At 47.2% G+C, this 21,905-nt stretch carries 23 protein-coding genes; 11 read left to right on the top strand and 12 right to left on the bottom strand.

Annotated elements, in window-relative coordinates; translation table 11 throughout:
* The first annotated feature begins 16 nt into the window (after nt 1–16).
* Both envC and HV237_RS00585 read left to right on the top strand, forming a co-directional pair.
* Nucleotides 17–1,276: a murein hydrolase activator EnvC gene (envC, locus tag HV237_RS00590; RefSeq protein ID WP_240489687.1), complete on the top strand. Its 1,260-nt coding sequence runs from the start codon at nt 17–19 to the stop codon at nt 1,274–1,276.
* A 3-nt stretch (nt 1,277–1,279) separates the two neighbouring features.
* On the top strand, nt 1,280–2,212 hold the full coding sequence (locus tag HV237_RS00585; protein ID WP_047358804.1) for a divergent polysaccharide deacetylase family protein: 933 nt from the start codon (nt 1,280–1,282) through the stop codon (nt 2,210–2,212).
* Here the strand turns inward: HV237_RS00585 and HV237_RS00580 are convergent, their stop codons facing one another.
* From HV237_RS00580 to kbl, 3 genes are all read right to left on the bottom strand, one after another.
* Nucleotides 2,213–3,250 carry a glycosyltransferase gene (locus tag HV237_RS00580; protein WP_046275752.1) on the bottom strand — a complete coding sequence of 346 codons (1,038 nt, stop codon included), beginning with the start codon at nt 3,248–3,250 and terminating at the stop codon, nt 2,213–2,215. It lies immediately after the preceding gene.
* Nucleotides 3,251–3,441: 191 nt separating this feature from the next.
* Nucleotides 3,442–4,467: an L-threonine 3-dehydrogenase gene (gene tdh / locus HV237_RS00575; RefSeq protein WP_016154972.1), complete on the bottom strand. Its 1,026-nt coding sequence runs from the start codon at nt 4,465–4,467 to the stop codon at nt 3,442–3,444.
* A 9-nt stretch (nt 4,468–4,476) separates the two neighbouring features.
* Nucleotides 4,477–5,673: a glycine C-acetyltransferase gene (gene kbl / locus HV237_RS00570; RefSeq protein WP_046275754.1), complete on the bottom strand. Its 1,197-nt coding sequence runs from the start codon at nt 5,671–5,673 to the stop codon at nt 4,477–4,479.
* Nucleotides 5,674–5,888: 215 nt separating this feature from the next.
* Here kbl and rfaD point away from each other — a divergent pair, with 215 nt between their 5' ends.
* From rfaD to HV237_RS00535, 7 genes are read left to right on the top strand one after another with little or no spacing between them, the layout of a single operon-like run.
* A complete protein-coding gene (gene rfaD / locus HV237_RS00565; RefSeq protein ID WP_003827312.1) occupies nt 5,889–6,821 on the top strand; it encodes an ADP-glyceromanno-heptose 6-epimerase in 933 nt (310 codons plus the stop codon).
* 2 nt (nt 6,822–6,823) lie between these two features.
* Complete coding sequence (rfaF, locus tag HV237_RS00560) at nt 6,824–7,870, top strand: ADP-heptose--LPS heptosyltransferase RfaF (RefSeq protein ID WP_046275755.1); 1,047 nt, start codon at nt 6,824–6,826, stop codon at nt 7,868–7,870.
* A gap of 3 nt (nt 7,871–7,873) precedes the next feature.
* A complete protein-coding gene (rfaC, locus tag HV237_RS00555; RefSeq protein WP_047358803.1) occupies nt 7,874–8,842 on the top strand; it encodes a lipopolysaccharide heptosyltransferase RfaC in 969 nt (322 codons plus the stop codon).
* A gap of 16 nt (nt 8,843–8,858) precedes the next feature.
* Nucleotides 8,859–10,142 carry an O-antigen ligase family protein gene (locus HV237_RS00550; RefSeq protein WP_176443260.1) on the top strand — a complete coding sequence of 428 codons (1,284 nt, stop codon included), beginning with the start codon at nt 8,859–8,861 and terminating at the stop codon, nt 10,140–10,142.
* Nucleotides 10,135–11,148 carry a glycosyltransferase family 2 protein gene (locus HV237_RS00545; RefSeq protein ID WP_046275757.1) on the top strand — a complete coding sequence of 338 codons (1,014 nt, stop codon included), beginning with the start codon at nt 10,135–10,137 and terminating at the stop codon, nt 11,146–11,148. Before HV237_RS00550 ends, HV237_RS00545 begins: the two co-directional genes overlap by 8 nt.
* A 1-nt stretch (nt 11,149) precedes the next feature.
* The gene (rfaQ, locus tag HV237_RS00540; RefSeq protein ID WP_046275758.1) at nt 11,150–12,205 is read left to right on the top strand and encodes a lipopolysaccharide core heptosyltransferase RfaQ; all 1,056 of its coding nucleotides are present in this window, start codon (nt 11,150–11,152) and stop codon (nt 12,203–12,205) included.
* Nucleotides 12,206–13,150: a glycosyltransferase gene (locus tag HV237_RS00535; protein ID WP_046275759.1), complete on the top strand. Its 945-nt coding sequence runs from the start codon at nt 12,206–12,208 to the stop codon at nt 13,148–13,150. It begins immediately after the preceding gene.
* A 26-nt stretch (nt 13,151–13,176) separates the two neighbouring features.
* On the opposite strand, the gene HV237_RS00530 is transcribed toward HV237_RS00535, so the two are convergent.
* The 6 genes from HV237_RS00530 to HV237_RS00505 are packed head-to-tail and all read right to left on the bottom strand — an operon-like array spanning nt 13,177 to nt 18,302.
* Complete coding sequence (locus HV237_RS00530) at nt 13,177–14,187, bottom strand: glycosyltransferase (protein WP_046275760.1); 1,011 nt, start codon at nt 14,185–14,187, stop codon at nt 13,177–13,179.
* A gap of 51 nt (nt 14,188–14,238) precedes the next feature.
* On the bottom strand, nt 14,239–14,499 hold the full coding sequence (locus tag HV237_RS00525; RefSeq protein ID WP_249415309.1) for a glycosyltransferase family 8 C-terminal domain-containing protein: 261 nt from the start codon (nt 14,497–14,499) through the stop codon (nt 14,239–14,241).
* A 42-nt stretch (nt 14,500–14,541) separates the two neighbouring features.
* Nucleotides 14,542–15,573 (bottom strand): IS630 family transposase, encoded by a 1,032-nt coding sequence (locus tag HV237_RS00520; RefSeq protein ID WP_102595949.1) that lies wholly within the window; start codon nt 15,571–15,573, stop codon nt 14,542–14,544.
* A gap of 49 nt (nt 15,574–15,622) precedes the next feature.
* Nucleotides 15,623–16,357 carry a glycosyltransferase gene (locus HV237_RS00515; RefSeq protein ID WP_249415296.1) on the bottom strand — a complete coding sequence of 245 codons (735 nt, stop codon included), beginning with the start codon at nt 16,355–16,357 and terminating at the stop codon, nt 15,623–15,625.
* A 30-nt stretch (nt 16,358–16,387) separates the two neighbouring features.
* Nucleotides 16,388–17,185, bottom strand: a complete 798-nt coding sequence (gene rfaP / locus HV237_RS00510; protein ID WP_046275762.1) for a lipopolysaccharide core heptose(I) kinase RfaP — start codon at nt 17,183–17,185, stop codon at nt 16,388–16,390.
* Entirely contained in the window at nt 17,178–18,302 is a 1,125-nt protein-coding gene (locus HV237_RS00505) for a glycosyltransferase family 4 protein (RefSeq protein ID WP_046275763.1), read from the bottom strand. Before HV237_RS00505 ends, rfaP begins: the two co-directional genes overlap by 8 nt.
* A gap of 424 nt (nt 18,303–18,726) precedes the next feature.
* Here HV237_RS00505 and waaA point away from each other — a divergent pair, with 424 nt between their 5' ends.
* Together waaA and coaD are read left to right on the top strand one after the other, a co-directional pair.
* Nucleotides 18,727–20,004, top strand: a complete 1,278-nt coding sequence (gene waaA / locus HV237_RS00500) for a lipid IV(A) 3-deoxy-D-manno-octulosonic acid transferase (protein ID WP_016154983.1) — start codon at nt 18,727–18,729, stop codon at nt 20,002–20,004.
* An 8-nt stretch (nt 20,005–20,012) separates the two neighbouring features.
* On the top strand, nt 20,013–20,492 hold the full coding sequence (gene coaD / locus HV237_RS00495) for a pantetheine-phosphate adenylyltransferase (RefSeq protein ID WP_047358802.1): 480 nt from the start codon (nt 20,013–20,015) through the stop codon (nt 20,490–20,492).
* 47 nt (nt 20,493–20,539) lie between these two features.
* Here the strand turns inward: coaD and mutM are convergent, their stop codons facing one another.
* From mutM to rpmB, 3 genes are all read right to left on the bottom strand, one after another.
* Entirely contained in the window at nt 20,540–21,349 is an 810-nt protein-coding gene (mutM, locus tag HV237_RS00490) for a bifunctional DNA-formamidopyrimidine glycosylase/DNA-(apurinic or apyrimidinic site) lyase (RefSeq protein ID WP_019078041.1), read from the bottom strand.
* 98 nt (nt 21,350–21,447) lie between these two features.
* Nucleotides 21,448–21,615, bottom strand: coding sequence for a 50S ribosomal protein L33 (rpmG, locus tag HV237_RS00485; protein WP_003024094.1), 168 nt, complete (start codon nt 21,613–21,615; stop codon nt 21,448–21,450).
* 20 nt (nt 21,616–21,635) lie between these two features.
* Entirely contained in the window at nt 21,636–21,872 is a 237-nt protein-coding gene (rpmB, locus tag HV237_RS00480; RefSeq protein WP_003024071.1) for a 50S ribosomal protein L28, read from the bottom strand.
* Nucleotides 21,873–21,905: the final 33 nt, after the last annotated feature.

Here is a 21,905-nt window from a genome sequence, read left to right as displayed (position 1 = left end):
AAAGGCGATTAATACCATCACTTGGGCCGTGAAACTGCGAAAGCTTTCAGTCAGGCCCTTTTTCTACGCCAGCGCGCTTAGCGCTGGCGTATTGCTGTGCGCCTTTTCCGCCCACGCGGACGAGCGCGATCAGCTCAAATCTATTCAGGCTGATATCGCGGCAAAAGAACGCGCGGTACGCCAACAACAACAACAACGCTCCACTCTCCTCGCTCAACTTAAAGCTCAGGAACAGGCCATCGCCGTTGCCGCCAGGCAACTACGCGAAACGCAAAACTCGCTGGCGCAGCTGAATGCGCAAATCACTGAAATGAATGCCGCCCTCGCGAAGCTGGAAAAACAGCGGGCTGCGCAAGAGCGTAGCCTGGCAGCCCAACTTGACGCAGCGTTTCGCCAGGGCGAACACACCGGTATTCAGCTCATTCTGAGCGGGGAAGAGAGCCAGCGCGGGCAACGCCTGCAGGCCTATTTCGGCTATCTGAACCAGGCGCGGCAGGAAACCATCGCGCAGTTGAAACAAACCCGCGAAGAAGTCGACTCGCAAAAAGCCGAGCTGGAAGATAAGCAGAGCGAACAGCAGACGTTGCTGTACGAACAGCGCGCTCAGCAGGCTAAGCTGGAGCAGGCGCGTAATGAACGCAAGAAGACGCTCTCGGGTCTGGAGTCATCGATTCAGCAGGACCAGCAGCAACTGGGCGAAATGCGCGCCAACGAATCACGCCTGCGCAACAGCATTGCTCGCGCCGAAGCCGCAGCCAAAGCACGTGCGGAACGTGAAGCACGCGAGGCGCAGGCCGTACGCGACAAACAAAAGGATGCGTCACGGAAAGGCTCAACCTACAAGCCAACCGAAAGCGAAAAATCACTGATGTCCCGTACCGGCGGTTTAGGTTCCCCACGCGGCCAGGCATTCTGGCCCGTTCGTGGCCCAACGCTACATCGTTATGGCGAACAGTTGCAAGGTGAGCTACGTTGGAAGGGGATGGTTATTGGCGCATCCGAAGGCACCGAAGTTAAAGCCATTGCCGATGGCCGCGTCATTCTGGCGGACTGGTTGCAGGGCTACGGTCTAGTGGTCGTCGTTGAGCACGGTAAAGGCGATATGAGCCTTTACGGTTATAACCAGAGCGCGCTGGTCAGCGTCGGTACGCAGGTTCGCGCCGGGCAGCCTATTGCACTTGTGGGTAGCAGCGGCGGACAGGGCAGGCCGGCACTCTATTTCGAAATTCGTCGCCAGGGTCAGGCGGTCAATCCACAGCCGTGGTTGGGAAGATAAGTTTTGCCTCAATTTCGTCGTCTATTATTCTCTCTCGCCAGCGTGCTGGCCTTCGCAACACCTGTTTTTGCTGGCAAACTTGCCATCGTTATTGATGATTTCGGCTATCGTCCACACACCGAAAATCAGGTTCTGGCGATGCCTTCCACCCTCTCCGTTGCCGTTCTGCCTAATGCCCCACACGCGCGTGAAATGGCGATTAAAGCGCATAACAGCGGGCATGAAGTTTTAATCCATCTGCCGATGGCGCCGCTGAGCAAACAGCCGTTAGAGAAAGATACTTTGCGCCCGGAAATGAGCAGCGAAGAGATTGAGCGGATTATTCGCGACGCGGTAAGCAAAGTACCGAATGCGGTCGGGCTGAACAACCATATGGGCAGCGCGATGACCTCCAGCCTGTTCGGCATGCAGAAGGTGATGCAGGCGCTGGAACGCTACGATCTCTACTTCCTGGACAGTATGACCATCGGCAACAGTCAGGCAATGCGCGCAGCATCAGGAACCGGCGTGAAGGTTATCAAACGCAAAGTCTTCCTGGATGACACGCAAAACGAAGCCGATATTCGCCGTCAGTTTAATCGTGCCGTTGAGCTTGCGCGCCGCAACGGTTCAGCAATTGCCATTGGGCATCCTCACCCTTCGACGGTTCGCGTCCTGCAGCAGATGCTTTATAACCTGCCTGCGGACATTACGCTGGTTCGCCCAAGCAGCCTGCTCAATGAACCACAGGTAGACACCTCCAGACCAAACCTTACACCGCCGAAGAATGGTAAACCTGATGCGCCACGTAATCCTTTCCGCGGGGTGAGATTATGCAAACCGAAGCAGCCGTTAGAGCCAGTTTACGCCAGCCGCTTCTTCAGCGTGCTCGGTGAAAGCATCACCCAAAGCACGCTGGTGCAGTACATGCGCCTGCAATGGCAGGGCTGGCAATAATTACTCTTTAATATCCAGCGTTAAATGGGCCAGGCGGCGCGGCGTCAGTGATTTATCGCGCCACTGACTAAAGCGTATGGCCCACAATAGCACCTGATAACCCAGCTTAACGCTGCAGATATTGCTCACCATGCGCTTAAACATACCCGATACGAATACTTCAGCAATCATCCGTTGGCGGATTTTCTCGTCCGGCTCTTTACGTATGCAATGACAAACGCGTAGCGCTTCGTAAATCACCTGCTGTTTGAACTCCGGATAAATTGGAATGCGTCCAGCATAGTCGTGATTCATCTTATCCAGCAGACGGGTAATTTTAATGTAGTGGCGTTGATAGGCGAGATTTTTCAGCCCGGTGCGTGGCAGGCGGCTGACGGACGCGCCGTGCAGGAAGTATTTATACAACGGCACTTCCGTATAACGCGCGCGTTTCGCATTAAACATAAACTCTGTCGTCCAGATAATATCCTGGTGGTGCAGACCGGACAGGAAGGTCAGTCCTGCGTCGCGGATGGTCTGATGGCGGTAAACGCCCATCCAGACAACGTGCCGCCAACGGCGACTGGCTAACGCTTTGCGTAACCAGTCTGGCCCGGTCATCACGCCGGTAGAACTAATTCGATTGGTAGGAATGGATGCCCAGGTGTGGCCTGTCTCCGCAATACACCAATCAGCGTTGCACTGCGCAACATCCAGATTATCCTTCAGCGCCATAGTCATCAGCGTCTCATACATTTCCGGATAGGCAATATCATCGCCGTCTACGTACGCGATGTACTCCCCCCTGGCAACTTCCATACCGGTATTGCGCGCCGCGGATACCCCTCCATTGGGCTGGTGCAACAGGTGAACGTGCGGGTAACGATCCGCATAAGACTGAGCAAGGTCCGCTGAGTTATCCGTAGAACCATCATTAACAATGATGATCTCCAGGTTCTTCCAGGTTTGCGCAATCAGCGAATCCATACACGCAATGAACGGTTCACCCGTGTTGTAAAGTGGCATAATGACGCTCAGGAGACCAGGGATATAGGTCATATCAAATCCAGCCAAACAATAGAGTTATCGGCACTTTTTAGCATATTAAGCGGTAGATTTTCAGAAAAAATTATTAATTCTTTAGCAGAAAATGCGCCAGGCAGGAGCGAGCGTGCAAGCATAAAAAAGCCCCGGATGGTAATGATAATCAACACCCAGGGACATACGCAGAATCTACTGATTGGATAGGGTTAATCCCAGCTCAGGATCACTTTCCCTGACTGGCCCGAGCGCATCGCGTCAAAGCCCTGCTGGAATTCATCGATGGAGAATCGATGGGTGATGATCGGTGACAAATCCAGACCAGACTGAATCAATGCGGCCATCTTGTACCAGGTTTCAAACATCTCACGACCGTAGATACCTTTAATAAACAATCCCTTAAAGATAACTTTAGTCCAGTCGATGGACATGTCTGATGGTGGAATACCCAGCATAGCAATACGGCCACCGTGGTTCATGGTGTCCAGCATGGCGCGAAACGCTGGCGGCGCGCCGGACATCTCCAGACCGACATCAAACCCTTCGGTCATGCCCAGTTCAGCCATCACGTCGGTCAGACTCTCTTTCGACACGTTGACCGCGCGAGTGATGCCCATTTTACGCGCCAGTTCAAGGCGATACTCATTAACATCGGTAATCACCACGTGGCGTGCGCCAACGTGCCTGGCAACCGCTGCCGCCATAATACCGATTGGACCCGCGCCGGAAACCAGCACATCTTCCCCAACCAGATCGAACGACAGCGCCGTATGTACCGCATTACCGAACGGATCGAAGATAGACGCCAGGTCGTCAGAGATGTTGTCCGGAATTTTAAACGCGTTAAATGCCGGGATCACCAGGTACTCTGCAAAGCAGCCAGGACGGTTTACGCCAACACCGGTCGTATTGCGGCACAGGTGAGTACGTCCACCGCGGCAGTTACGGCAATGCCCGCAGGTGATATGACCTTCGCCTGAAACGCGATCACCGATTTTAAAGCCTTTAACTTCCTGGCCGATGCCAACAACTTCGCCGACATATTCATGTCCAACGACCATCGGTACCGGAATGGTTTTTTGCGACCATTCATCCCAGTTATAAATGTGAACGTCAGTCCCGCAGATGGCTGTTTTACGGATTTTAATCAGCAAATCGTTATGGCCGACTTCCGGTTCAGGAACGTCAGTCATCCAAATGCCCTCTTCCGCTTTCAGTTTGGATAACGCTTTCATTTCACATCCTCAGGCAATAACGCCCAGTTGTTTACCAATGCGTGTGAACGCCTCAACAGCACGCGTAATCTGCTCAGGGGTATGCGCCGCAGACATCTGGGTACGAATACGCGCCTGACCTTTTGGAACCACCGGATAGAAGAATCCAGTAACGTAAATCCCCTCTTTTTGCAGCTCGCGAGCGAACTCTTGCGCCACTACCGCATCCCCCAACATGACCGGGATAATTGCGTGATCCGCTCCCGCTAACGTAAAGCCTGCGGCAGACATTTGCTCGCGGAACTGACGTGCGTTCGCCCACAGGCGATCGCGCAGCTCGCTGCCTGCTTCGACCATCTCCAGCACTTTAATGGAGGCAGAAACAATTGCAGGAGCCAATGAGTTGGAGAACAGATACGGACGGGAACGCTGACGCAGCCACTCAACAACCTCTTTGCGCGCTGCGGTATAACCGCCAGATGCGCCGCCGAGCGCTTTACCCAGCGTACCAGTGATGATGTCCACACGCCCCATCACGTCACAGTATTCATGTGAGCCACGACCATTTTCGCCGACAAAGCCGACAGCATGGGAATCATCAACCATGACCAGCGCGTCGTATTTATCCGCCAGGTCACAAACGCCTTTCAGGTTAGCAATCACACCATCCATAGAGAACACGCCATCGGTGGCGATCAGGATATGACGGGCTCCCGCTTCACGCGCTTCTTTCAAACGAGCTTCCAGTTCGACCATGTCGTTGTTGGCGTAACGGAAACGCTTTGCTTTACACAAGCGAACACCGTCAATGATAGAAGCGTGGTTGAGCGCATCTGAGATAATCGCATCTTCTGCGCCCAGCAGCGTTTCAAACAGGCCGCCGTTGGCGTCAAAGCAGGAAGAGTAAAGGATGGCATCTTCCATACCGAGGAATGCCGCCAGTTTTTGCTCCAGTTGCTTATGGCTGTCCTGGGTACCGCAAATAAAGCGGACCGAAGCCATACCAAATCCGTGAGAATCCATACCTGCTTTTGCAGCTGCAATCAGTTCCGGGTGGTTAGCCAGCCCCAGATAGTTGTTCGCACAAAAGTTAATAACGTGGCTTCCGTCCGCCACGGTGATATCCGCCTGCTGGGCAGACGTAATAATGCGCTCTTCTTTAAACAATCCTTCCGCACGTGCGGTTTCGAGATCGTTCGTTAACTGTTTGTAAAAATCCCCACGCATTTCAATTCTCCAGACTGGGCAAATTTCAGCACATATTACCCAAAGCTATACGCTGATACGAGATGACGCATCATCACTTCTTCAAAATGAAGCATAAATCACGTGTACCCGTACGGCTTATCGGTGAATGGCTGAAGCCAGAGCCATGTAGTGATATGATAGAAAGTATTCGTGTCTGAGATTGTCTCTGACTCCAAAATTCGAAGGTTACATTTATGATCATCGTTACCGGCGGCGCGGGCTTTATCGGCAGCAACATCGTCAAGTCATTGAATGATAAAGGCATCACCGACATCCTGGTGGTGGACAACCTTAAAGATGGCACCAAGTTTGTTAACCTGGTGGATCTGAATATTGCTGACTACATGGACAAGGAAGACTTCCTGATCCAGATTATGGCCGGAGAAGATTTCGGCGATATCGAAGCGATTTTCCACGAAGGCGCATGCTCCTCCACTACCGAGTGGGACGGCAAGTATATGATGGATAACAACTATCAATACTCCAAAGAGCTGTTGCACTACTGCCTGGAGCGTGAAATTCCGTTCCTGTATGCGTCCTCTGCCGCCACCTACGGCGGTCGTACTTCTGATTTCATCGAATCCCGTGAATATGAGAAACCGCTGAACGTTTACGGCTACTCAAAATTCCTGTTCGACGAGTACGTTCGTCAGATCCTGCCAGAAGCCAATTCTCAGATTGTTGGCTTCCGCTATTTCAACGTCTACGGACCGCGTGAAGGCCATAAAGGCAGCATGGCGAGCGTCGCTTTCCACCTCAACACCCAGCTCAATAATGGCGAAACACCAAAACTGTTCGAAGGCAGTGAAAACTTCAAGCGTGATTTCGTTTACGTAGGCGATGTGGCTGCGGTGAACCTGTGGTTCCTGGAAAACGGGGTTTCCGGCATCTTTAACCTTGGTACCGGTCGTGCGGAATCTTTCCAGGCCGTTGCCGATGCAACGCTTGCGTACCACAAAAAAGGCAGCATTGAGTACATCCCATTCCCGGAAAAACTGAAAGGTCGCTATCAGGCGTTTACCCAGGCCGATCTAACTAATCTGCGCGCTGCGGGCTATGACAAGCCGTTTAAAACCGTTGCTGAAGGTGTAACGGAATATATGGCCTGGCTGAACCGCGACGCGTAAGTATGAAAATTTTGGTGGTAGGCCCGTCCTGGGTGGGCGACATGATGATGTCGCAAAGTCTCTATCGCACGCTTAAGGCGCGCTATCCCCAGGCGATAATCGACGTGATGGCACCTGCATGGTGCCGTCCGTTATTATCGCGCATGCCTGAAGTTAACGAAGCTATCGCCATGCCGCTTGGACACGGCGCGCTGGAGATCGGTGAGCGGCGTAAACTCGGTCATAGCCTGCGTGAAAAACGCTATGACCGCGCCTATGTGCTGCCTAACTCGTTTAAATCCGCGCTGGTACCGTTCTTTGCTGGCATTCCCCATCGTACCGGTTGGCGTGGTGAAATGCGCTACGGCCTGCTAAACGATGCGCGCGTGTTGGATAAAGATGCCTGGCCGCTGATGGTCGAACGCTATGTAGCCCTGGCCTATGATAAAGGCGTAATGCTGTCAGCTAAAGATTTGCCGCAGCCTCTGCTATGGCCGCAGTTGCAGGTAAGCGAAGGTGAAAAGTCCCTGACCTGTCGCCAGTTTTCCCTTTCTGCCGAACGCCCCATCATTGGCTTTTGCCCTGGAGCGGAATTTGGTCCAGCGAAACGCTGGCCACATTACCACTACGCAGATCTGGCGAAGCAGCTGATCGATGAAGGCCATCAGATTGTGCTTTTTGGCTCTGCAAAAGACCATGAAGCCGGAAATGAGATCCTGGCGACGCTGAGCGTTGATCAGCAGCCCTGGTGCCGTAATCTGGCGGGCGAAACACAGCTGGAGCAGGCCGTCATTCTGCTCGCCGCCTGCAAAGCGGTGGTCACCAACGACTCTGGATTAATGCACGTTGCCGCAGCGTTGAATCGACCTCTGGTAGCGTTGTATGGCCCCAGCAGCCCGGATTTTACTCCGCCGCTTTCACACAAGGCGCGCGTGATTCGCTTGATTACGGGTTATCACAAAGTACGCAAGGGCGATGCAGCAGAAGGCTATCATCAGAGCCTGATTGACATCACACCCCAGCGCGTGCTGGAAGAACTTAACGACCTGTTGTTACAAGAGGAAGCCTGACGGATGCGGGTACTGATCGTTAAAACATCGTCTATGGGCGATGTACTGCATACGTTACCGGCATTAACCGATGCGCAGCAGGTCATGCCGGATATTCAATTTGATTGGGTAGTGGAAGAAGGCTTCGCGCAGATCCCATCCTGGCATGCAGCCGTTGACCGGGTTATTCCAGTGGCGATCCGCCGCTGGCGTAAAGCCTGGTTTTCAGCGCCGATTAAAGCCGAGCGTAAAGCCTTTCGCGATGCGGTGCGTTTACATCAGTATGACGCGATAATTGATGCGCAGGGTCTGGTTAAAAGCGCGGCGTTGGTTACGCGTCTGGCACGTGGCATCAAGCATGGTATGGACTGGAGCACGGCGCGCGAACCATTGGCGAGCCTGTTTTATAATCGCAAACATCACATTGCCAAACAGCAGCACGCGGTAGAACGTACGCGTGAATTGTTCGCCAAAAGCCTGGGATATTCCAGGCCCCAGTCGCAGGGTGATTACGCTATCGCTCAGCATTTTCTGAAAGAACGTAATGCTGATAAGGGCCAGTATGCCGTATTTCTGCATGCCACAACGCGTGATGATAAGCACTGGCCAGAAGCCAACTGGCGGGAGCTAATTGGCTTGTTAAATAACGCTGGCATACGTATTAAACTGCCATGGGGTGCTCCTCATGAAGAAGCACGAGCCCGTAGGCTGGCAAATGGTTTTTCTTATGTTGATGTTCTTCCACGGATGACTTTGGGAGAGGTCGCTCGCGTACTGGCGGGGGCAAAATTTGTGGTGTCGGTTGATACAGGCCTGAGTCATTTAACCGCTGCGCTGGATCGCCCTAATATTACGTTGTACGGTCCAACGGACCCAGGATTGATTGGTGGGTATGGGAAGAATCAATACACACAGCTGAGCCATTCCGGAAAATTGCAGGATCTGGACGCTAGCTTAGTCAACGTATCGCTGGTTGATAATAATTTGCTTTAACTTTAAGAGATGAACCATGCTTCGCCAACACATGTTTTCTCGCTTTATTTGTAGTATAAAAAACAATCCATTCGATTTTATATACTTCTTATTTTATGCCGGGATCCTGGCAACCCTTGCGATGGTGCTGGTCAATCCAGATGAAGCGCTGAAGGTATTTATTTTCTCCACAGCTCTGTCTCTGCCGCTTATAGGAAAAAACATAAAGCATGTGTGCAGTAACAAACAAAACCTGGTTTTGCCTTTTATGTTGCTGCTCTTCGGGTTACTCCAGATTATATGGGTAGAAATATTTAAACAACCGGGTTCAGCTTTTACCGGCGCCTACCGTTCATACCAGAACGGTGGCAAAGTGATGATTTTTGCCGCGCTGGTGATGACCATACTAACATCACAAGCACCAAGTACTAATAAAATCCGCTTGACCAGTATCTGGGTGATTCTTACGGCAATCGGTTTGTATCTTTTCGCGGGTTATCAACTTAGTGGAGCACAAAACCCTTTAAGATACCGCGTTGCTCTTGGTTTTGAACATCAAACCGGCACGGCTTACTCTCTGACACTAATTGCATTATTAGCCTCGCATGCGATCATTAATCTGCGCCTGAGACATACGGTTTCACTGTACTTGTTACATTTTTTGATCTCACTGGCGGTCATCATCACCACACAAACTCGGGCTGCGATTTTGGTATATCCGCTCCTGAGTATCGGACTATTTTTCATCCACTACCGCCACAACCACAACATACTGGTGAGGGCGCTACTGGGTTTTGTAATTCTGGTCGGGATTGCTGCTATCCCCTTAAAACCAGTCATTGAAAGTCGCTACCAGAACTTCCTGATCGATCTGCACTCTTATAATCAAAACAACAGCAACACCTCTATTGGTGCGCGACTTGCGATGCAACGGGCAGGAATTGAAGCAGGGAAAGGTCATCACTGGGGGCAGTCACTTGAACAACGTGGGGCGGAAATTCAGCGACTTGCCGTCCAGGATACTTCCCTACAAGGGGCACTTGAGTTCATTAACGTACATTTGCATAACGAAATTATTGATACCTTTTCGCTAAAGGGCATCGCCGGGGTTATTGTGCTACTCTTGCTCTATACCGCTATGTTTTTAAGAGCTTACTGGCAACGTAGTCCTCTATTGTTCGTCATCTCAGGCGCTATCGCTATCTATGGCTTGAGTGATTTATTATTGTATGCCAAAGGTGAAGCCTTGAGCAGCATGCTGGCGTTATGTATTGCAGCAGTGCTGAGCTCGAATCCAACGAGAGAATCATGCTATGAATAGCGCTTCAGGTTATTTACTGAGCATTATTATACCTACATACAATAATGCTGAACTCATCACGGCGACGTTGGCGTCGATCCATCAGAGCATCACTGATGATGTGGAGATAATAATTGTTAATGATGGCTCAACAGATTTAACTGAAGAACGTATCAAGGCATTTTATCGTGAGCAGAAATGCCACAACGTTAAGTATATTAGCCAAAAAAATCAAGGCGTTGCAATCACTCGTAACGTTGGCCTTACCCATGCGACAGGGAAATATATTGGGTTTATTGACAGTGACGATATTGTCTGCACAGATTATTTCACTATCCTTCTTCCTAAATTGAGAGACGAAAAATATGATATTCTCGAATTTAATCTAACCAGAGATATGAACAATCTGTATCAGAATTCATCTGGTATAAAAAATGATATTAATCAGCACGAAATTATATTATCGGATGATGATTATACCCCTCTACTTCCAATATTCCGGGCAGGACAATGGCATCTCATGACAAAAATCTTCCATCGTAACGTTATTGGTAACGATCGATTCGAAGAACATCGTCGGTATGAAGACATGATTTTCTGCCCTTTCCAATACTTTAAATGCCATAAAATATTAAAGATTGAGAATAAACTATATTTTTACCGGTTAAATGATAAGAGCATTACCGAGAATATTATTGATAGCGATGCGGATAGTATCTTTTTTGCTATGCGGAAAATGTATAATTATATAAATAAAAATAACGCAAAACGTACTGTTGCCACACTAATGATCATCAACTGTTTTCTGGAAGGACGCAAACTATTACGCAAGAAAAAAGGTTATTATCGTTATAGTGAAAGTATGCTGAATGATATTCATAATGCGCTTGCATCCTGTGACACAAAAATTGTTAATAAAAAAATAATTCTTAAGATGAAATATCCCCATATTGACCGCTCCATTTCAGAAATGAGATATAAGGTATTATCTGCTTGCAAGAGCCTATTTTTTCGAAAAGGAATTTAACATGTTTGAAAAAATTGACCATGTGCTTATTTGCAAGCTCAAGTTTTATGGGGATGTTCTGTTAATCACGCCCGTCATTGCCAGCATTCGGGCTCGTTATCCACAGGCTAAGATCGATCTGCTCCTCTATAAAGATACCAAAGCAATTCTGGCCGCCCATAAAGATATCAATAATTTTTATCTCATTGAGAAAAAACAAGGCCTGTTGGCAACAGTAAAAAATTATCTTTCAGTGCGTCAACAACTGAAGAAAAATCACTATGACTTGATTATTAACCTCACAGAACAATGGCCAATTGGAGCACTTATCGCCTCTTTACGCCTTCCTTCAATTGCCTTTAAGCGCGATAAAGAGCAGTGGAACCGACTTTTTACGCGAGTAACGCCATCCGTTGGGACGCATATTGTTGAACAAAACCTATCTATTCTAAAAGGCATTGGGTTTAGCGAAGCAGAACTCAAGAAAGAGATGTCACTGAGTTATCTTCAGGAGGATTATCAACATCTGGTATCTCTGTTGCCTACACTGCCTGCGCAAAAATATGTCGTTATTCAACCCACTGCCAGACAAGAGTTTAAATGCTGGGATGATGAGAAATTCGCTCATGTTATAGACCATCTGCATCAGCGTGGTTTACATGTTTATCTTACCTGTGGGCCTGCATTGAGTGAGCAGCAACAGGTCCAGCGTATTGCTGCACTGTGTCAATCGTCTCCTGACCTGACGCTGGCAGGTAAAACGACCTTTCTGCAACTGGCCGCGTTGATTGACCATGCTGTTTTGTACATTGGTGTCGATTCTGCACCTATGCATATGGCCGCAGCGCTAAGGACACCGCAGGTATGCCTGTTTGGCGCCACCAATTACCGACAATGGAAGCCGTGGTCTGATAAAGCCGTATTGATTTGGGCTGGCGAGTACCATCCGATGCCTTCGCGAGATGAACTCGATCGGTCAAAAAAATATCTAACTTGGATTCCGGAACAGGTCGTGATTGACGCTATCGATACGGTACTTCATGATAGTGACAATGTTAAAGGTAATGAGAAAGCATAAATGGACAGCAAAAATAACGTTATTAATATTGCTTACTGTACAGATGCCAATTATCTGGAATATGTAGCAGTGTCCATTATGTCGGTCATAATGAACAACCCAGAGCAAGACCTGTCATTTTTCGTCTTTGTCTATGATGTTACTGACGAAGAAATCAATAAACTACGTTCAACCAGTGATAAAATTCAGGTTATCAATATCGATAAAGAAGAGATTGAAAAGTATAATAATGACTTTGCAATCAAACACCTGAACCGCTCTACCTATATGCGTCTGGCCGTACCGCGCTTACTAAAAGATAAAATAGAGCATTTTATCTATTTAGATGCTGATACACTATGTTTTGATAAGCTCAATGATATTAACAGCATTGATATCAGCAACGTCATTTGCGCAGTCAGCCACGACTCCCTCGATATTCATGATACAAAAAATGCTAAACGCTTGGGCCTTAGTACTGATCATTATTTTAATGCTGGCTTTTTATATATTAACATTGAAAATTGGATCAAGTTTGATATTGAAAATAAAGCAAATACAGTGTTATTTGAACAAGGTAAATCCTTGCCTTATTTTGACCAAGATGCTCTGAATATCGCAATTGACGGCAACGTTAAGTTTATTGATAAACGATGGAATTTCTTATTTAACTGGTTCACAGATCAGCAAAAAGACACCTTTTTTTATCAAAAAGATATCTTGCCTCGCATCATTCATTTCACTGGTGGAAGAAAACCTTGGTATAAAGAACATACTGGGCTTTCACAGCAACTTTTTCTTTTCTACCATCACTTCACACCATGGCGAGACGCTGAAATGCGCTCTTATGCTCCGCGTATGAGGCCTACTGATTACCGGGTTTACTCGCGCCAGGAAGCCAAAAAGGGAAATTACTACGCTTCTCTCAAATGGTATATGAAATACCTTAAGGCTAAATTACGTTAAAAAAAACTCCCTTACGGGAGTTTTTTTTACTTACTCTTTAACTTTTCCCGCAAATAACCAATATAGCTAATTATCGAGTTGAAATACTTCCCTTGTAATCTTTCATGACGTGATTTCTTTTTATACTGTTTTGGCGTTCTAGCTGGCAGCAATGGAACATCCGTCCAAGGTGAAGCTTTCCAGGCATCAACAAAAAACTGTGCTGAAGGGTAATTTGCCCATGAATTCCAGGGTTTAGTTACGCCAATATAATGGATAAGGATCGTATCATCAGTTATATATTCTTTATAACTTGATGTGTCCTTACTTTTAAGTTCTTGTTTAATTCCGTAAATTGCATCATAAATTCTTGGTAAAAAAATTGTCTTACCAAAAAACATTATATTTAAGACATCCTGATCCAGAAAAGCGAATTTCCTGGTCTTATCCAGGAGGATCGAAAATGCTTTAGTAAAGAACTTTTGTTTTTTCCATTCCTTTAAATTTGCATATATAACACCAGCATTGAAGTATTGTTCGTTAAATTCCGGAGTATTAAGCCTCTGCGCGGCATACACCCGACTATATTCAACATCCTGAATAACCGCTGCAACATGATGTTCCAGGGTGATTTGTGTTAACTCAACAAGTGACCCTTTACATACAACATCAGCGTCAATATAGAGAAGATTATCAATATTTTCGCTAAGATACTCAAACGCGATAAATCTGAAGTAGGTCGCATGTGACCATGCATTCCCACACGGAAGGATCTTTAATCCTTCTGCATCCATCACATATACAGTTATATTGGTCGAAAACTGCTTTGCTAGTTTTTCTAATCTTTTGCGGTAATCTGAATCAAGATAATCAGTAAAAAGATGAAAATGTATGCTGATATCTTTGTTATGTAGTAAAACGGACGACATCGAAACTGCCGCTCCAAACATAAAGTTTTGATCAACCCCCCATGCAATATTGAGTTGTGGGGTTTGAGTCTCTGGAGCCCCAAAAACCTCAATGATGTCTTTAATAGACTGATTACAATCAAAATTCATGTACTACACCTTTTTAATATGCTATCTGGAAATTATTTGCACTTCTATTAACTAATGAGACCGTGCATTATGTAGTTTGTTCTTTATATACATAACATGACTAAGCACCGAGCGGATATATTTACGCTGCACTCTCTCATGCCGGGATTTACGCTTATACAATTTTGCAGTGTTTGCATTTAATAAAGACTTTCCTGCCCATGCAGATTTTTTATATGCGTCGATGAAGAATTTAGCCACCGGATATTTTGCCCAAGTATGCCATGGCTTAGTGACACCGACATAATGTATTAAAACAGTATCATCTGTAATATAATCCTGGTAAATTTTATCGTTTTTATTTTTTATACCGAATCAACTTGAAGATGCAGGCTTGAGAACCTGAAAATTATCATTAATTCGAGATGCCAAAGAGCCTGCGATCTCTGGAAGAGTCACAGTAAAAAATTGGTCTATTGCCGCCTTGAAGTCCCGTTTACTTTTGAAGTAAACGTTGTTCCTCGACTTCTCATTCATTACTTTCCAAAGCCGCTCTATTGGATTGAGGTTTGGGCTGTAAGGTGGAAGATAATGCAGCTCGATATTAAGGACAAATGCCGCATCTCTGACTAAGTCACTACGGTGATATCCCGCACCATCTAAAATGATATGAAGCTTATGAGCTAACGGATAACTCTCTCTTAACTTACAGAAAAAGCGAACTATCGTTTCACTGTTAATGCTCTCATAATCATCAATAATAGTAGCTCCGATATCTGACAGGTTCAGTGCGCCAAGAATGTTCAATCGACTGCGATTTCCCGTTGTTTCAATCACTTTATCTTGACCAGTTCGTATCCAGCCATGAGATATTTTTGTTGATAGGGTTGGGTGAACAGCATCGATAAAGACTATCGATTCATCCTCGTCACAACTTGCCTTTAGCGCTTCGTAAGCATCTATGAAAGCTTGTTGTTTTGCTTCATCAAACTTATGTGGAACGCCTTTCGGTTGCTTGTAGCTAAAACCGTTATGGTGAAGCCATTTGTTCATACCAGAGACAGTGTAATCAAGTCCAAAAGTCTCTTTAACGTAGGCGACAATTTGATGAGTATGAGGATAGGTTCTCTCAGTCAAATGCTCGATTAGGTGCATGGTTTGAGTTGCAGAAAGCTTGCTTTGACTTCCGCCATTTTCAGGCTTAAGTTTTTCAGAAAGAACGTAGTCGCTAAGGTGACGTGCAACGGTGGATTCATGAATCCGAAGAGCTTGTGAAATCATGGTCTGACTCCAGCCTTCAGAAGCCAGCAAAACAGCCTTAATACGGTCGCAAACTCGACTATCACGTTCAATATCGTGCATTTGTTCGAGTTGCAGTTTCTGTTGAGGAGTCAGTGTAATTTTCATGGTTCGTAGCATGATCCTGATTCTAAAAAAAATCAAGCATCTTCAATGATCACGGGTATAGTTCCTGATCCACGCCATAAATGCAGTTAAAATCCCGTCTCAGGAAAATCACATTACCGACAAATAATATATTTAGAACATCCTGATCAAAATACAGAAGTTCCTTTTGGCGTTTATCTAAGATAGAAAATGCCTTCGTCAACAACTGCTGTTCACGCCAAACTCCAAGATTCGCAAATACCACACCAGAATTAAAATAACCGTTACTCAGCTCAGGAATACCAAGCCTGTTACCGGACTTAATACGCACTTCATCAATATCATTGATAACAGCAGCATATTCCCCACAGAAATTAACCTCGGTAAGTTCGCGTAGAGAACCTTTGCAAATGACATCAGCATCAAGATACAGTACAGAACTTAACTCGGTACTTAAATATTCAAATGCGAAATAACGATAATACATTGCATAAGTCCATGCTTTCGTACTCGGCAACTCACGAAATGCCGCATTATCGAACACAAGAACAGTCACCGTCGTACTGTACATTTGTGTCAGGCGTTTTACGCTCTCCAGATAATCATCATCTATATAGTCTGTTGCTATATAAAAGTGAATATCAATATCAGGATTATTCACTAATACTGAGGTCATAGAAATGCCGGATCCAAATAAAAAATTACGATCGACACCATACGCAACACTTAGTTTTTTAGTCTTCTCATGCGCAGAGCTGTCGATAACGTGTTTTTGAATGATTAGCTTCTGGAAATCAATGTTCATAATAAAATAGCCTCAAACTTCATATGGTATTTATAGCGCTTTTCTTATTGTTCTTTGTCTTATTTTTTGCGCTTTTGTGACAGCCTGTTCAAACAACCGGACTTCCTGACGAAAGATTTCGCGCAGTGGCATCGAAAAATAGACACGTAAAAAACGGTAGATATCTCTGGACGTCAAACCGATCTCCAGTGAAGAGAAATAGAGTCCGATCAAATCCTTATCCCGCCAGCGTCGCGGTACATGCTGACGTATTTGTGCACGATGCAAATCAATCACAGAGAGTTTGATATCCGCAACATCTGCCGGCATTGGCTGTTGGAGTAGGAAATGGCAAATATAGCAATCCCGATGATTTACTCCGCCCCGATGCATTTTACCCACCATTTCAGCCACGCGGGTAATAATGGTCCGTTTTAATACAAAATCAGGACGCTCAATTCCCCACCTTGCACAAAAATCTTCAAGACTGATGGCAGGAGAGAGATCTTCAGTGATGATAAATGAGGTTCGCGCTAACGGATTCAGTCCTTTCTGCCCAAATGCAACACCAGTCATTGTGTCAACATTGAGTTCTTGTAAGCGATGAATTGCCAGCCACTCCCGATCTGCACCCAGTACTGGCATACGTAAAGAAATAAGGTTTTTCACCACTTCTTTAAGTGTGGTTCCATGATGATATTTAAGAAAATAACCCTTACCCATCATCTCAAAACGCAGGGTACGCCGTGTTTCCAGCGCGCGAAAAACTTCCCCATCCAGCTTTGTAACTTCCGTAAACGGGTCTTTTCCTTGCCATTGCGTGGCAAATGGTTCTTTTAACTCAATCATTATCAAGGCCTAAAATAATATCAGCAGCCTTATCCGCCAGGCTGTAGAGATCTTCTGTATCAGCAAAATGCCGAGCATTCTCGGCCCAACGACTTCTCTGCTCATTATTTTGCAGCGCATCGAAAAGTGCTGTATTCAGATTTACCTGCTCAAAAGGTTCAGGAATCACGACTCCGCATCGGGCGGCATTAATATAACCCGCATAGCCGCATACTTCTGTAGTTAATACTGGCAGCCCGGCGACTACAGCCTCCAACAAGACAATACCAGCAGCTTCCTGAACAGCAGGGTGAAGCAATAAATCAGCAGCAGACATCAATTCAGCGACATCATCTCGCCCCGAGAAGAACTGTACTTGTTCTTCGATACCCAATTGACAAGCCAGAGAACGGTAACGATCGGCCTTATCCTGACCAACAACCATCAATCGCGTACGGTGACGTATAACCTCAGGTAGCGAAGCCAATGCCTGTAATGTTCTTGGCACGCCTTTACGTTTGAAATCAGAACCCACCTGCAGGAGCAGGAACTGATCGAAACCAATACCGTTTTTTTCTCTGACAATCTGCCTGCTGTTTTCAGGTTGCTGACTATACTTTCTGTCAGGGTAGATGCCTGGTGGCAGAATACGAAAACGCTGGCTCTCAGTTTGGTAATGATGTTTGAAGTCACCAATTTGTTTATCGGTTAACATCAACAGCATGGTGCCAGCACCTTGCTGAAATGCGGCTTTTTCAAATGCAGCGTAATGCCGGTACCGACGCGTCAACTTGTAGAAAAAACCTTTCTCACGGGCAACTTTCTCCGCGTAGCAAACGTCGGCTGCGTAATACACATCCAACCCAGGCATTTTGTTAAACCCGACGACACGATCGACGGGATGCTGACTTAAATAAGCCTGAACCCACTGATAATATTGCTCGTTTTTCCCATGATTCGTTCTGGATGTGACGGGGACGAGTATAATTTCCAGTCCTTCCGGACGCTCGCCCTGCCATGACTGGGTAAACACCTGGACATGATGACCACGAGCAGCAACCGTAAGCGCTACCCGCAAGAAATCACGCTGTAACCCGCCATAGGGAAAATATTTGTACAAACAAAAAGCAATATTCATGCATTAATATCCGCATCGCGTCGCCAGACATACCCGATCTGCGACATCAGAGTCATGTAATCCTTGCATGAACCGACCAAAGATTACTTCCCATGTTTTCGAAAGGTTTCTGCCTGCTAGCTACCTGAAATTGCGCAGTAGTATATCATTTATTATCACGCATTCCGAAATGAATATTTTTTGAACAAACTTTAAAATAACCTATTAAAAACATTAAGATATAAAATGAAGCAATTCACGAGAAAATTCACGCCGCACAAGACGTTAAGTCATGTAAATGTACCAATAGACATTTTTGAAATAGCTACCGGTTAAAACAATGCCTCACGAATTCCATCGTTTTGAGACAACCTGGATAAAAATGATGGTAAAGCCACAGCTAAATACATAGAATCCCCAGCACATTCATAAGTCAGCTACCATTATGCTCGAATTGCTTTACACCGCCCTTTTCTACCTTATTCAGCCTTTGATCTGGGTACGGCTTTGGGTGCGCGGACGTAAGGCTCCGGCCTACCGTAAACGCTGGGGTGAACGCTACGGCTTTTACCGCCGTCCGCTAAAACCAGGCGGCATCATGCTTCATTCGGTTTCCGTGGGCGAAACGCTGGCAGCTATCCCATTAGTCCGCGCTCTGCGACATCGTTACCCCGACTTGCCGATCACGGTCACCACCATGACGCCAACCGGTTCCGAGCGCGTACAATCCGCTTTTGGCCCTGACGTTCAGCATATTTATCTGCCATACGATTTACCAGATGCCCTAAATCGTTTCCTGAATAAAGTTGACCCCAAGCTGGTGTTAATTATGGAAACCGAGCTGTGGCCGAATCTGATCGCGGCACTGCATAAGCGCCATATTCCGCTGGTCATTGCCAATGCACGTCTTTCCGCTCGCTCAGCTGCTGGCTACGCTAAATTAGGTAAATTTGTTGGCAGGCTACTGCGCCGAATTACGTTGATTGCCGCCCAGAACGAAGAAGATGGCGCTCGTTTTATCACGCTTGGTGCCAGAAGCAATCAGGTCACCGTTACCGGTAGCCTGAAGTTTGATATTTCCGTCACGCCGCAGTTGGCCGCAAAAGCGATTACATTGCGTCGTCAATGGGCACCTCACCGCCCGGTATGGATTGCAACCAGCACGCACGACGGCGAAGAAAGCATTATCATTGCCGCCCATCAGGCGTTATTAAACCAGTTCCCTAATCTTTTACTGATTCTGGTACCCAGACATCCTGAACGGTTCCCGGATGCCATTAACCTCGTACGCCAGGCTGGGCTAAGCTATACGACACGTTCTTCGGGCGAAGTTCCGTCATCAGGAACCCAGGTCGTAATCGGCGACACCATGGGCGAGTTGATGTTGCTTTACGGCATTGCTGACCTTGCTTTTGTTGGCGGTTCGCTGGTTGAACGCGGTGGACACAACCCACTGGAAGCCGCGGCGCACGCCATTCCGGTACTGATGGGGCCACATACTTTTAATTTTAAAGATATTTGCGCCCGCCTCGAACAGGCAAGCGGATTGATCACCGTCACCGACGCAACTACGCTGGTGAAAGAGGTCTCTTCTTTACTGACCGATGCCGATTATCGTAATTTTTATGGCCGTCACGCAGTTGAAGTTCTGTATCAAAATCAGGGCGCGCTTCAGCGTCTGCTGCAGCTGCTGGAACCTTATCTGCCACCCAAAACGCATTGAGGCAAGTCATGCAAAAACGGGCGATTTATCCAGGAACCTTTGATCCCATTACTAACGGCCACATCGATATCGTGACAAGAGCGACAAGCATGTTCGATCACGTAATCCTGGCAATTGCCGCAAGTCCCAGTAAAAAACCGATGTTTACTCTGGAAGAGCGCGTTGAGCTGGCACAACAGGCAACGGCGCATCTCGGTAATGTGGAGGTTCTGGGATTCAGCGACCTGATGGCAAACTTTGCCCGCGATAATCAGGCTAACATTCTGATCCGTGGCCTGCGTGCGGTAGCCGATTTTGAGTATGAAATGCAGCTGGCCCATATGAACCGTCATCTGATGCCACAACTGGAAAGCGTCTTTCTGATGCCGTCTAAAGAGTGGTCATTTATCTCATCGTCACTGGTAAAAGAAGTTGCCCGCCACCAGGGTGACGTAGCGCACTTTCTGCCGGAAAACGTTCATCAGGCATTATTGAGTAAACTGAAGTAATGCGTCTGGCCGGATGAGGCATACGCTACGTCCGGCCGATAATGGTGTTATTTCTGACAGCGACGGCAATAAAACGTTGTGCGCTGAGCGTGTTTTGTCGCAATGATTGGCGCGCCGCATACGCGACAGGGTTCACCTTCTCTCCCATAGACCTGCAGCTCCTGGGCAAAATAACCCGGCTTACCGTCACTTTGCAGAAAGTCCTTCAGCGTGGTCCCGCCCTGCTCGATAGAACGCAGCAAAACCGCCTTGATAACGCGCACCAGCAGTTCGCACTCATCCTGCGACAAAGATGACGCCAGACGGTCAGGATGGATACCAGCCGCAAACAGCGACTCGCTGGCATAGATGTTTCCCACCCCCACGACCAGCTTGTTATCCATCAGCCAGGGTTTAATCGCAGTTTTCTTCTTCGCACATTTCTGCTGCAGATAACCAGCATTGAAATCGTCGCTCAGCGGCTCAGGGCCAAGATGGGCGAGGACATTATGCCCATCCAGCTCTTTAGTCCACAGCCAGGCGCCAAAACGACGCGGATCGGTATAGCGCAGGACTTTGCCGTTACTCATCACTAAGTCGACGTGGTCATGTTTTTCTGCCGGAAGCTCTTCAGAAAGGATACGCAAACTACCCGACATCCCCAGGTGAATGATTACCCAGCCATCTGATAGCTCCAGCAGCAGGTATTTCGCGCGCCGCTGTACGCTCAGGACAGGTTTATCACTCAGACGATAGATTTCCTCTGATACTGGCCAACGCAAACGACCGTTACGCACAGTCGCGTGCATAATCGTTGCCCCCACCAGATGCGGCTCAATACCGCGGCGGCTGGTTTCGACTTCAGGTAATTCAGGCATAGTATCTCCGGCGGTGTATCAGGTCTCATTAATATGGGGACGGCCAGAAAACAAAAAACCCCGCCGAGGCAGGGTTTTTCTTTACATCAAAGCGGAAATTATTTGATTTTCGCTTCTTTGTATAAAACGTGCTGACGAACAACTGGATCGAACTTTTTCAGCTCCAGTTTTTCCGGCTTAGTACGTTTGTTCTTCGTGGTGGTATAGAAGTGACCAGTACCAGCAGAAGAAACCAGCTTGATTTTCTCACGAATACCTTTAGCCATGATTTATTTCCTCTTAGTACTTAGTACTTTTCGCCACGGGCACGCAGTTCAGACAGAACTGTTTCGATGCCTTTCTTATCAATAACACGCATACCTTTAGCAGATACACGCAGGGTGACAAAACGCTTCTCGCTCTCAACCCAAAAACGGTGAGAGTGCAGGTTAGGCAGGAAACGGCGTTTAGTCGCGTTCAGTGCGTGGGAACGGTTGTTACCGGTCACCGGACGCTTGCCAGTAACTTGGCAGACTCGGGACATGTCTATTCTCCAAAAATCAAATTAGCTCGAGCT

The sequence above is a fragment of the Citrobacter sp. RHBSTW-00570 genome, from assembly GCF_013739755.1.
GTDB classification, from domain to species: domain Bacteria; phylum Pseudomonadota; class Gammaproteobacteria; order Enterobacterales; family Enterobacteriaceae; genus Citrobacter; species Citrobacter braakii.
Note: the sequence above shows the minus strand (reverse complement) of the source record. Positions and strands in the feature narration are given on the sequence as shown.